At 39.5% G+C, this 11,840-nt stretch carries 11 protein-coding genes; 10 read left to right on the forward strand and 1 reads right to left on the reverse strand.

Going from position 1 to position 11,840, the window contains the following annotated elements; all coding sequences use genetic code 11:
- The first annotated feature begins 1 nt into the window (after position 1).
- The 6 genes from PSI06_RS11550 (at position 2) to wecA (ending at position 4,781) form a co-directional block, all read left to right on the forward strand.
- Positions 2–874, forward strand: a complete 873-nt coding sequence (locus tag PSI06_RS11550; protein ID WP_273603396.1) for a dTDP-4-dehydrorhamnose reductase family protein — start codon at positions 2–4, stop codon at positions 872–874.
- On the forward strand, positions 871–2,001 hold the full coding sequence (gene wecB / locus PSI06_RS11555; RefSeq protein ID WP_273603397.1) for a non-hydrolyzing UDP-N-acetylglucosamine 2-epimerase: 1,131 nt from the start codon (positions 871–873) through the stop codon (positions 1,999–2,001). Before PSI06_RS11550 ends, wecB begins: the two co-directional genes overlap by 4 nt.
- The gene (locus PSI06_RS11560; protein WP_273603398.1) at positions 1,986–3,212 is read left to right on the forward strand and encodes a glycosyltransferase family 4 protein; all 1,227 of its coding nucleotides are present in this window, start codon (positions 1,986–1,988) and stop codon (positions 3,210–3,212) included. Before wecB ends, PSI06_RS11560 begins: the two co-directional genes overlap by 16 nt.
- The gene (locus tag PSI06_RS11565; protein ID WP_273603399.1) at positions 3,199–3,390 is read left to right on the forward strand and encodes a WbuC family cupin fold metalloprotein; all 192 of its coding nucleotides are present in this window, start codon (positions 3,199–3,201) and stop codon (positions 3,388–3,390) included. Before PSI06_RS11560 ends, PSI06_RS11565 begins: the two co-directional genes overlap by 14 nt.
- The gene (locus PSI06_RS11570) at positions 3,375–3,599 is read left to right on the forward strand and encodes a hypothetical protein (protein ID WP_273603400.1); all 225 of its coding nucleotides are present in this window, start codon (positions 3,375–3,377) and stop codon (positions 3,597–3,599) included. The genes PSI06_RS11565 and PSI06_RS11570 overlap by 16 nt, the downstream gene beginning before the upstream one ends.
- A gap of 111 nt (positions 3,600–3,710) precedes the next feature.
- Positions 3,711–4,781, forward strand: coding sequence for a UDP-N-acetylglucosamine--undecaprenyl-phosphate N-acetylglucosaminephosphotransferase (wecA, locus tag PSI06_RS11575; RefSeq protein WP_273603401.1), 1,071 nt, complete (start codon positions 3,711–3,713; stop codon positions 4,779–4,781).
- 148 nt (positions 4,782–4,929) lie between these two features.
- Here the strand turns inward: wecA and PSI06_RS11580 are convergent, their stop codons facing one another.
- A complete protein-coding gene (locus PSI06_RS11580; RefSeq protein ID WP_273603402.1) occupies positions 4,930–6,306 on the reverse strand; it encodes an MBL fold metallo-hydrolase RNA specificity domain-containing protein in 1,377 nt (458 codons plus the stop codon).
- A gap of 457 nt (positions 6,307–6,763) precedes the next feature.
- On the opposite strand from PSI06_RS11580, the gene rfaH reads away from it, so the two are divergent.
- The 4 genes from rfaH to PSI06_RS11600 all read left to right on the forward strand — a co-directional run bounded on the left by rfaH (position 6,764) and on the right by PSI06_RS11600 (position 11,545).
- Positions 6,764–7,249: a transcription/translation regulatory transformer protein RfaH gene (gene rfaH, locus PSI06_RS11585; RefSeq protein ID WP_273603403.1), complete on the forward strand. Its 486-nt coding sequence runs from the start codon at positions 6,764–6,766 to the stop codon at positions 7,247–7,249.
- Between the two features lie 496 nt (positions 7,250–7,745).
- Positions 7,746–8,861, forward strand: a complete 1,116-nt coding sequence (locus PSI06_RS11590) for a polysaccharide export protein (RefSeq protein WP_273603404.1) — start codon at positions 7,746–7,748, stop codon at positions 8,859–8,861.
- An 11-nt stretch (positions 8,862–8,872) separates the two neighbouring features.
- Positions 8,873–9,307 carry a low molecular weight protein-tyrosine-phosphatase gene (locus PSI06_RS11595; RefSeq protein WP_138611103.1) on the forward strand — a complete coding sequence of 145 codons (435 nt, stop codon included), beginning with the start codon at positions 8,873–8,875 and terminating at the stop codon, positions 9,305–9,307.
- Positions 9,308–9,322: 15 nt separating this feature from the next.
- Positions 9,323–11,545 (forward strand): polysaccharide biosynthesis tyrosine autokinase, encoded by a 2,223-nt coding sequence (locus PSI06_RS11600; RefSeq protein ID WP_273603405.1) that lies wholly within the window; start codon positions 9,323–9,325, stop codon positions 11,543–11,545.
- The last annotated feature ends 295 nt before the right edge of the window (positions 11,546–11,840 follow it).

Raw genomic sequence — 11,840 nt, forward strand, 5'->3', positions numbered from 1 at the left:
AATGAAGGTTTTAGTTATTGGCGCAACAGGTATGCTTGGGTATAGCTTATTTACAAATTTAAGTGAGTACGCAAACCTAGACGTATATGGGACTGTTAGAACTCTTAAGGGGAAAGAAAAATTCTTTGAAGGTTTCATACAGCAATTAATTTCAGGTGTTGATGTTAACGACATTACCTCAGTCGAAAAAGCCATATCAGAAGTGGGCCCCGATATAGTCATCAATTGCGTTGGGCTAATTAAACAGCATGACATTGCAAAGCAGCATACCGAAGCTGTAGCAATCAATGCACTGCTGCCTCACGAGTTGGCAAATATATGCGACAAAAACAAAGCAAAATTAATTCACTTCTCTACAGATTGCGTGTTTGCGGGAGACAAAGGTCTGTATACTGAAGAGTGTTTACCTGATGCTCGGGACCTATATGGTAAGTCAAAATGTTTAGGTGAAGTTGACTATTCAGGGCATTTGACTTTGCGAACCTCAATAATTGGCCATGAGTTGAATTCAGCGGTTAGTTTAGTTGACTGGTTCCTTTCTCAAGAAGGTAAGACCAAAGGGTTTTCTAAAGCGGTTTTTTCTGGTTTGCCCACTTGTTATATAGCAAAGCTTTTAGCTGAGTTTGTTTTTCCAAACCCAAATATAAGAGGTTTACTTCACTTATCTGCAGAACCAATCAACAAATTTGAACTGCTCAAACTTATTGCTATTAAATATGCTAAAAGTATTTCGATAGGCGAATCTCAAACTTTAGTTATAGATCGCTCTTTAAATTCTAACAAATTTAGAGTGTTAACGAAATTTACTCCGCCTTCATGGAGTGATCTGATCGATTATATGCACAGAGATTATGTAAAAAGGTATAAAGGATGAAAAAGTTAAAAGTAGTTACAGTAGTAGGTACTCGCCCAGAGATTATTCGTTTATCTTGCACAATAGCTAAGTTGGATGAGTTTTGTGAGCACATTTTAGTACACACTGGCCAAAATTATGACTATGAATTAAACCAAATATTTTTTGAAGATTTAGGTATAAGAGCACCAGATATATTTTTAGAGTGTGCTGGGGCCACTGCTGCAGAAACTATGGCACAAGTGATAAGTAAATCAGATGCAATGTTTGCAGAGGTAAACCCCGATGCAATGCTTATTTTAGGAGATACTAACAGTGCAATGGCCGCTATACCTGCAAAGCGTAAAAAAATTCCAATATTCCATATGGAGGCTGGAAACCGTTGCTTTGACTTACGTGTACCTGAAGAAATCAATCGTAAAATAGTTGATCATATATCTGACGTAAACATGCCTTATACGGATATTGCAAGAGAGTACCTTTTAGCTGAAGGACTTAAGCCTGACCTGATTGTAAAAACAGGGAGTCCGATGGACGAGGTACTAAATCGCTATAAAGATAAAATCTCTCGCTCAGAAATACTAGACAAGTTAAACTTAACTTCTTGCGAATACTTTGTTGTTAGTGTTCACAGAGAAGAAAATATCGACTCAGAGCTAAACCTTCATAACTATGTTCAGGCCTTAAATAAGATTGCTGAAAAATATCAGTATCCAATTATTGTATCTACGCACCCTAGAACTAGGAAGAAAATTGATTTATTGAACCTTAAATTTCATCCCTTAGTACAGCTTTTAAAGCCGCTTGGCTTTAGTGATTACGTAAGACTTCAGACCGAAGCAAAGGTAGTTTTAAGTGACAGTGGTACAATAACAGAAGAGTCATCGATATTGAATTTCCCTGCTATAAATATTCGTGATGCCCAAGAGCGTCCTGAGGGCTTTGAGGAAGGAGCTGTTATGTTCACAGGGATGAATATAGACCGAATATTGCAAGCAATCGAAATATTGACTACACAACCTCGTGGAGAGCAAAGGCTAATAAATAAAGTACAAGACTATATTGCTCCAAATATTTCTGAAAAAGTTCTCAGAACAATTATTAGTTATACCGATTACGTCAATAGAGTTGTGTGGAAAAAATATTAATGAATTTAGCATTAATTATTGACGATTATTTGCCCGATAGTACTCGTGTTGGCGCTAAAATGTTTCATGAACTTGCTCTAGAGTTAATTAACTTAGGGCATAATGTAACTGTTATCACACCATCAACTGGGCAGAAAGAGAAGCTAATTAAAAGCCGTATTGATGATGTAAATGTATGGCGCTTTAGATCGGGCCCCATCAAGGATGTCAATAAGTTTCAAAGAGCTATCAATGAAACCTTACTTTCATACAATGCATGGGCTGCTATAAAAGATGAAGTTGCACCAGAACAGTTTGATGGTGTCATATATTACTCTCCCTCAATTTTTTTTGGGGAGCTAGTGAGAAAGCTTAAACAAAAATGTAGATGCACCTCATACCTAATATTAAGGGATTTATTCCCACAATGGGTTATTGACGCAGGAATGATCAAAAAAGGGTCTGCTCTTGATAGGTATTTCCGAATTTTTGAAAAGTTTAACTATAATGCAGCAGACACTATTGGATTAATGTCTGAAAAAAATTTAGAGGTTTTTGAATCTTTTAATACACAGGTATTTCGTACAGAGATACTGCGAAACTGGTCTAAACTGCAGCCTTCAAGTCACTTAGGTAAAAGTAAGTCGATAAGAGCTGAATTAGGGTTAGAAGACAAAATTATCTATTTCTATGGCGGTAATATTGGCCATGCGCAAGATATGGCTAATCTGATGCGTTTAGCCAAAGGGATGAAAACCTATAAAAATGCTCATTTTCTCTTTGTAGGGCAGGGCGATGAGTTCGATTTAGTACAAAGGCTTGCACATCAATGGGAACTATCAAACTTCACATTACTGGAGTCAGTAAACCAAGAGCGCTTTAAAGAGATTTTAACTGAAATCGATATAGGATTGTTTTCTTTATCCGCCAAGCATACAGCTCATAACTTCCCCGGAAAGCTATTAGGATACATGGTGGAATCGAAGCCGATTTTGGGGAGTGTAAACTCAAATAATGATTTACTGGAATTGGTTAATGAGAATGAAGCTGGCTGCATTAGCGTAAATGGTGAAGACGAAGAGCTATTGAACAATGCTATTTTATTATACAAAAACGCAAGCTTAAGATCTCAAGCTGGCTGTAATGCATATCAGCTTCTTCAAAAGGAGTTTTCTGTGTGTAATATTGCAAATCAGCTTACTAATAGGTTACAAAAACATGCAATTAGTTAAAACAGCGCAGATTGATGCTCTTTTCAAGTCGGCAGAAAGCTCGTTAAGAAAGCGTGCTCATTTAAACTTGCATAAAACTTATGAAGATAAAGTTCAGCGTTTGTATATTGCCCTAGTTTGCGGAAGTTATGTCGAGCCGCATTATCATGAAAAGCCCCACCAATGGGAAATGTCATAGTTAAGTTCGGACTAGTAAGAGTAAATATCCACAACTTTGAGGGGGTTGTAACAAATTCGTTTTTAGTTGGTGATGAACAGGACTCATTTACAGTAGAGTTTTTACCTGGGGATATACATAGTGTTGAATGTATATCAGAAAAGGCGCTTTTATTAGAAATAAAAGAAGGCCCTTTTATAGAGACGGAAGCAAAAACAACACTAAAATAGTTAAGTATCACTATGCATGTACTTTGACTAAAGGAGTAGGCTGAGAGATAGACTTGTTTAGCTGCCTATTAATAAAAACTTAACGCGTAAAATTAACCTCACGGATTCTGTATGTTTTTAGATCTTTCATTCACGTTTGTTATTGCCTTTGCAATGCTATTTCTGATGCGTAAAGTGGCGCGTAATATTGGCCTTGTAGACATACCCTCTGGTAGAAAGGCCCATACCGGTAATATCCCTTTAGTGGGTGGCGTGGCGATATGTATTACTATTGTACATTATATTTATTCACACCCCGGAATGATCAACCACGAAAACTTATTTATGTTATGTATAACCGCATTAACAGCAATAGGTGTGCTCGATGATAAGTACGATCTGAGTGTAAAGTTTAGAATGGCCGTTCAAACGGGTATTTCAATTATTATGATTTACTTTGCTGAGGCGCAAATGCAGACATTAGGCAATATGTTTGGGCTTGGGGAGGTTAATTTATCTTGGGTTGGGCCAATAATTACAGTATTTGCTGTTATTGGCTGTATCAATGCGTTTAATATGGTTGATGGTATAGACGGGCTTTTAGGAGGCTTGTCTATCGTAACATTTGGCAGTATCGCTATTTTATTATTCTTTACCGGTGAACAAAAGTTAAGTTATCTTTGCATGCTGTTAGTAGTAACTATGATCCCCTACATTATAATGAATCTAGGTCTATTCGGACGTGCTAGAAAAGTATTTATGGGTGATGCAGGAAGCATGATGATTGGCTTTACTGTAATTTGGCTGTTGATTGGTGCCAGCCAAAATCCAGGTAGTCCAATGATTCGCCCTGTAACAGCTCTTTGGTTAATAGCAGTGCCATTAATGGATATGGTCGCAATAATGGTGCGACGAATAAAGCAAAAAAAATCGCCATTTAAACCAGATAGAGAACATTTGCATCATATCTGTCAGAGAATAGGTTGCTCTCCAATGCAAACATTGGCATTAATTTGTTTGATCGCTTCAATCTTTGCTGGAGTTGGGATGATCGGAGAAGTGTATAATATTCCAGAGTATTATATGTTTTATGGTTTTCTAGCTGTATTTAGCCTTTATTTATACGCACTTGCAAACTACTGTAAAGTAATTAACTTTATAAGGTGCAAGTTAGGTCTACCTAAGCTTACAATTCAACAATAACTTCTTTTTTGTCCAGTAGAGTAATAGCCTTATAAGTAACTTTTATTACCACAGAGAACATAGAGAACTGAAGGAGAAGAGTTTATGTTTTTCCTCTGAAGCGCGTAGCGCCTCTGTGTTTTCGGTGGTAAAAGTGTTTTGTATTAAGCTATCTTCCAACCTCAATTTTTACGTCACTACCTAATACCTCTTTATACTTACTTGCTAATGCCCGCTTTGCATCTTCATCGCCGTGTACAATTTTTATATGGCTTGGCTTTTTACGCATGCCGGTTACAAATTTTACTAATCCGTTTTGATCGGCATGCGCGCTGTAACCGCTAATGGTATGCACCTGTGCGTTAATTGTAATGCGTGTATCGTTTATAAAAATATACCCATTGCGGGGGCCATATTTTTGTATATCGCGCCCCAGCGTGCCGCGGCCTTGGTAGCCAACAAACAATACATCGGTTGTTTTGTCTGGTAAAAAGCGCTCAAGGTAATTAACTATCCGCCCGCCAGTGCACATACCGCTGGCAGCTAAAATAATTGCGGGAGTTTGGCGCGAGGCTAAATAATTAATAATAGCGTTATGCTCGCTATGGGTATCAACGGCGGTTAGGTTTTCAAAGTCTAGCGGGTGGCGGCCTTTGGCTACTTTGCGCTTAGCCTCTGCATCCCATAAGTGTTTAAACTTAATATATTGCTCGGTAAAATTGGCAGTCATGGGGGAGTCTAAAATTACATGAATACTCCGCCAAGGCGATCCTTTAGCTGATTGATGTATTAGCTGCTCTAGCTCGTAAAGTAGCTCTTGTGTGCGGCCAATACTAAATGCCGGCACTAACACTACGCCGTTATCTGCTACTGCGCGTTCAATTACATTTTTTAGTGTTTGGGTGCGCTCCTTACGGCCTTGATGATTTTTATTACCGTAGGTTGACTCTATAACTAATGTGTCGGCCTTATAAGGAGGTTTTGGAGCCGGTAATAGCGGCGTGTAGGGCGCCCCTAAATCGCCCGAAAACACAACTCTATGGCTTTTATTATTCTTTGTATTAATGCCAACATCTATTTCTACATAGGCTGAACCTAATATATGCCCAGCACGCTGAAACCGCGCTTTAGCTATTTGCTTGTTGGTGCAAGGCAGCTCAAACAAAGTATTAAAATTAACCGCTACTATCTGCTTATTTAGCAAGCTTAGGCAAGCATTTATAATTTTTGTATTGCGGGTAACACCTACCTTTAACGCATCTTCAATCACTAGTGGCAGCAAGCTAGCCGAGGCAGGCGTAGTATAAATGGGCCCCTTAAAACCGGCTGCTAATAAATAAGGAATGCGCCCCACGTGGTCAATGTGGCAATGGGTAACAATAAGCGCGCTAATGTGCGCAATATCAAACTCTATTGATAAATCATCTTTTGCGTCTTCTCCCTGAAAAAGCCCGCAATCTATTAGCACGCTGTTTATACTATTAATAACTAATTCGTGGCACGAGCCAGTCACGCCATTTACCGCTCCGTGGTGAAGTATTTGCATAGGGTATCTATATTTAGTTTTTTAAAGATAAAGTTAAAAGTAGAGTCAAACAGTTATTTAAGCAAAGTTTAGTTATGTTGTAGCAGCGGCTTTATGCCGCGTAAAAATTTGTAGAGCTATCGCGAGGTAAACTCGCTGCTACTAGATTAGCGAAAATTTTCCGTGTTTAGCTTGTAGGCGCCCAGCCTGCTGGCGTAATGGGCGAAGGCTACAATAGCTGCTGCGCGGCTTTATGCCACATAGCTTATGCTAGCACTAGTATTCAAATACTGATTTAAGTTTAATACTAGCGATTAAACGCGTAATTGTTACAACAAACCTCACTATTACAATTAACAAGGTTAGTAAATATTTACAATAAACACCTATTTACTTAATGCGCTTAAATTGTTTATAATTACGCGTTATTAAATTTAACGTTGTGTTTTTTGCAATTATAGTTGTAGTAAGGATTACTATGGAAAGTTGGTATTTAGTTACGTGTAAGCCTCGGCAAGAAGAGCGAGCAGCCACCAACTTACTAAACCAAGGGATTGAAGTGTTTTACCCCAAGCTAACCACCGAGAAACTGGTTAAAGGTCGACGTACCGTTAAACAGTCAGCTCTATTCCCTAACTACCTATTTGTTTGTCTTGTGTCACAAAACGGTAACTTTTCTGCGGTAAAAAATACGCGCGGAATTAGCGGCTTTGTATCTTATGGGGCAAATTATCAAATTGTACCTACAGCCCTAATAGAACAGCTTAAAAGTGAGCGTTTACATACTAATGATTCTACTATACCTAAAACGGGTGATGTAGTTAGCGTAAATAACAGTTCATTTAATAATATTAAAGCTGTTTACAAAGAGCCAGACGGTGATATGCGCAGTATTTTGCTAATTAATCTACTTAATAAACAAGTAGAAATGAGCGTAGATAACAAAGATATAAAACAATACTAGCAAAATGCACAGCTTCGGCTTTATGCCAAAAAATTTAAGTAAGTATCAGTACGTAGGAACTGCAACCTAGGGGCGGAAGCGTGCCCGAAGGGCTAGATAAGCAAATAGTTTTGCTTTCAAGCTGGAGCGAGAGGAGCTCTGCGACGAACTGGAACGTGAAGCGTGCCCGAAGGGCTAGACAAGCTCGAAGACGCGCAGCTTGCTGGCGTAATGGGCGAAGCCCACAGTAGTTGTGGCAGGGGTTTTATGTCGCGTAAAACTAATAAGAGTAAACGCTAGGTAAACTCGCTACTACTCAGTTGGTGTACTTAAATTGCTTTTTTGCACTTTTGACCAACGCGTTGGCTTTTAAATTTGGCCTTAAAATTAATACGCATAAAATGATTCGCGCTTGCGCGTTATCAGCCCTCATGCTTTAATTACACCGCTAAAAAAATAAGTACTCACCAAGGTTGGTGAGCAAGTGCAATATTTAAAATAATTTTGGGATTCTACAATGGCGTTAAGCTGTAAATCACTCGTAACTTCTCTCATAATGCTAGCAATATCGGGATGTACAATAGTACCCGGTAGCCATTTTGAAGGCATAGACTCAGGCGAACAAACATATAACCTTGAGCAAGATCTCGAAAAAGTAAACATTCAAATTATCGACTCAAAGCTTTTAAACACACAAAAGCTAGCGCAATCAGCCGCTAAACCTATTTCAAGTAGCGCTGGTGTTAACACTAGCGATTACGAATACAAATTGGGCGTAGGTGATGTACTAACAATAGGTGTGTGGGATCATCCCGAGCTTACAATCCCTGCTGCAGTACAGCGCACCGCTGAGTTTGATGGTTTTAGAGTACAAAAAGACGGCACAATTACTTATGCATATGCCCCTAACATACCTGCCGCAGGCAGAACAATTAGCCAAGTACGTGAGGACTTAGTAAAGCGCTTAAGCCGCGTAATAGAAGATCCACAAGTAGATGTAAAAGTAGTGGGTTTTAGAAGTCAAAAAGCCTATGTAACAGGCGAGGTTAAACAACCTGGCGTTTACCCTGTAACCGAAATACCACTTACCTTAATAGATGCACTAAATCAGGCCGGCGGTTTAACTGATTCAGCCGATTGGCGCACAGTTACTTTTACCCGTGGCGATAAAACAGAAGTCATTCAGCTTGATGAATTTTATGCGAATGGGGACATTTCGCAAAATCGTTTATTACAGCACGGCGACATAGTGCATGTAAGCCGTAACGATGCGCAAAAAGTATTTGTACTAGGCGATGTAAAAAAAGCAGGGTCAGTGACCCTTAATCGCTATGGTTTAAACTTAGCCGAAGCATTAAGTGATTCGGGTGGCTTAAATGAAGCAACCGCCGATGCAAACGGCGTTTTTGTACTGCGTAAAAGTGACGTAGAGCAAACGGGCTATATAGCTAACGTATATCAACTACATGCAAAAAATATCGCAGCTATGGTATTAGCGGAACAGTTTGAACTGCAGCCAAGCGATATTGTATACGTAACCTCAGCACCGCTTGCACGTTGGAACCGCGTAATAAGTTTATTATTACCATCGGTAGCATCAATTGATAGCTTAGATGATATTTCATCAAACTAAGGATCTTTAAAGTGTTTGATTCAGTTTTAGTTGTATGTGCTGGTAACATATGCCGCAGTCCTACCGGTGAATATGTGTTAAAGCAAAAGCTTGAAGGTAAAAATATTAAAGTATCGTCGGCTGGGTTAACAGCACTTGAAGGGAAACCTGCCGATGCCACAGCAAAGCGAATTGCCCTAGCAAACGGTGTAAATATGGATGCCCATCAAGGTAGGCAGTTATCGTCAAGCTTAGTTGCGCAAAATAGCGTTATTTTAGTAATGGAAGAGCGCCATTTAAACGATGTACATGCGCGTTACCCCGAGGCACGCGGTAAAACCTTTTTATTAGGTAAATGGATTAACGACACTGAAATCCCAGATCCCTATCGCCAAAGCCAAGAGGCTTTTGAACACGTGTATAGATTAATCGATAGCGCGTGTAGCGCTTGGCAAAAGTATTTATAAGGAATGGCTAAATTAATGACTTCTCAGCCTAATAATAAAAGTAACAACGCACAGCCTTCACAAGAAATTGATTTAATGGCACTGCTAGGAGCATTACTCGACCGCAAATATTTCATAGCCGGTATAACCGCGTTATTTATGTTTGTAGGGATTGTTTATGCGGTGTTAAGCACACCAGTTTATCAAGCAACCGCTATGATTCAGGTAGAAGATGGCAGTGCATCGGTACCTGGGTTTGACGATATGGCCGGTATGTTCGAGAGTACATCAGCCGCAGTAACAGAAATAGAACTACTTAAATCGCGCAGCGTTATCGGTGAGGCAGTAGATACACTGAAGCTAGATATAACAGCAGAGCCTAAGCTATTCCCATTTATTGGTAATCGCGCTTACCGAAAATTTATGCCAATGAGCGAGGGTGACCTAGCCGAGCCAAGTTTTGGTGCAAGTAGCTATGCTTGGGGTGGCGAAAGCATAAATATATTTAGATTCGATGTTCCTCGCTCTGCAATTAATAAGACCGTTACACTTGTAGCACAAACAAATAATGGCGTGGAGCTTTTAAATGCTGATGGCGAACAAATACTCGCTGGTAAAGTAGGTGAGGAGCTTACCAATGGTAAGTTTAACTTAACAGTACGCGAGCTTAATGCACGCCCAGGCACCGAGTTTTTACTTACACGCCATGATCGCCTAAATACAATACTTGATTTACAAGCCGCTATAGGTGCCAGTGAAAAAGGCAAAGATTCAGGCATAATAAATTTAAGCCTGCAAAGCACCAAGCCAAGTTATGCTGAAAAAGTGCTTGATAAAGTGGCTGCTATTTATGTACGCCGCAACGTAGAGCGCAACAGTGCTGAGGCACAAAAGTCGCTAGAATTTTTAGAAGTGCAATTACCCGAAATTAAAAAACAACTCGAGTATGCAGAACAGCGTTTTAACGACTACCAAATTAAACGCCAATCAATAAACATAACTCTAGAAACCCAAGGTGTACTTGAGCAAGTAGTAAAGCTTGAGACTAAGCTACAAGAGCTAAACCTGAAGCGCTTAGAGCTTGGCCGTAAATTCAAGAAAAATCACCCTGCATATCAAGGCATAATTGAGCAAATTCAAGCAGTCGAAAAACAAAAAGATCAGTTAATTGGGGAAGTAGGTAGTCTACCTGAAACGCAACAGGAGCTACTACGTTTGAAGCGTGATGTTGAAGTGAGTAACCAAATTTACACACTCTTACTCAGCAAAACCCAAGAGCTTGACATTGTACGTGCAGGTACGGTGGGTAATGTACGTGTTATAGATTACGCTGAGGTAAACACCAGCAAACCAGTAAAGCCAAAAAAAGCGTTAATAGTGGTTATGGCGACTATGCTTGGCGGTATGCTAAGTATTGCAATTGTACTTATTCAAAAAGCAATACACAAAGGGGTGGAAGACCCAAGTGAGATTGAGGCGTTGGGTATCCCTGTTTACGCTAGTGTACCCCACTCAGAATACCAAGATAAGCTAACTGGCTTTGCAAAAGTACGAAAAAATAAAACCATAAAAGCTAAAACTATACTAGCGCTCGATAACCCTGCCGACTTATCTGTAGAGGCACTACGAAGCCTCCGTACCAGTTTACATTTTGCGATGATGGAAGCTAAAAACAACATTATTGCTATATCAGGCCCAAGCCCTGGTGTGGGTAAATCGTTTATATCGGTTAACTTGGCTACCGTATTGGCACAAAGTGGCAAAAAAGTACTGATTATTGACGCCGATATGCGCAAAGGCTATTTGCAAACCCAATTTGGCTTAAAGTGGGATGATGGCCTAAGTGATTACTTGTCGGGGCGTTTAAACCTGGAGCAAGTGACTAAAACGACCAAAGTAGAAGGGTTAAATGTAATTACCCGCGGGCAAATACCACCAAACCCATCAGAGCTGTTAATGCACAGCAACTTTAGCAAGTTGGTTGAAGAAGTAAGCAACGCTTACGACATAGTAATTATAGATACACCACCAATACTTGCAGTAACCGACCCAGCCATTGTGAGTGCTCATACAGGCACCACATTATTAGTGGCTCGTTTTGGACAAAACCACTTACGCGAAATAGAGCTTACCCGTAGCCGTTTTGAGCAAAATGGAATAGATGTAAAAGGACTAGTCCTTAATGATGTGGTTAAAAATGCTAGCAATGCTTATGGATATTACGGTTATTATAACTATGAATATAAGAGTGATAAGTAGTTTTTTAGGGGGCCTATTGGGCACTTTTTATAAAAAGTACAAAAACAAGATATTACAATGAGATAGTTAAAGTTGACTGTCTCATTTTAGAAAAAAGTGTCTCAGTGGAGTGTTGAACCACTGAGATGCTAAATTGCAAAATTTAATTCGATAAGCTTTGAGTGATAACGCCTTTTTTGCTTGTCAGTGTTGTAAAAGCCAAAATATTCAGAGGTAAAATGTTTTTACTCAACTTTTCCCGATGCGGATAGAGATGAAAGAGCCTAACTTGCAGTCGTTTTTATTTAGCACTACA

Origin of the sequence: Pseudoalteromonas sp. GABNS16E (genome assembly GCF_028598715.1) — a bacterium.
GTDB lineage: Bacteria > Pseudomonadota > Gammaproteobacteria > Enterobacterales > Alteromonadaceae > Pseudoalteromonas > Pseudoalteromonas atlantica.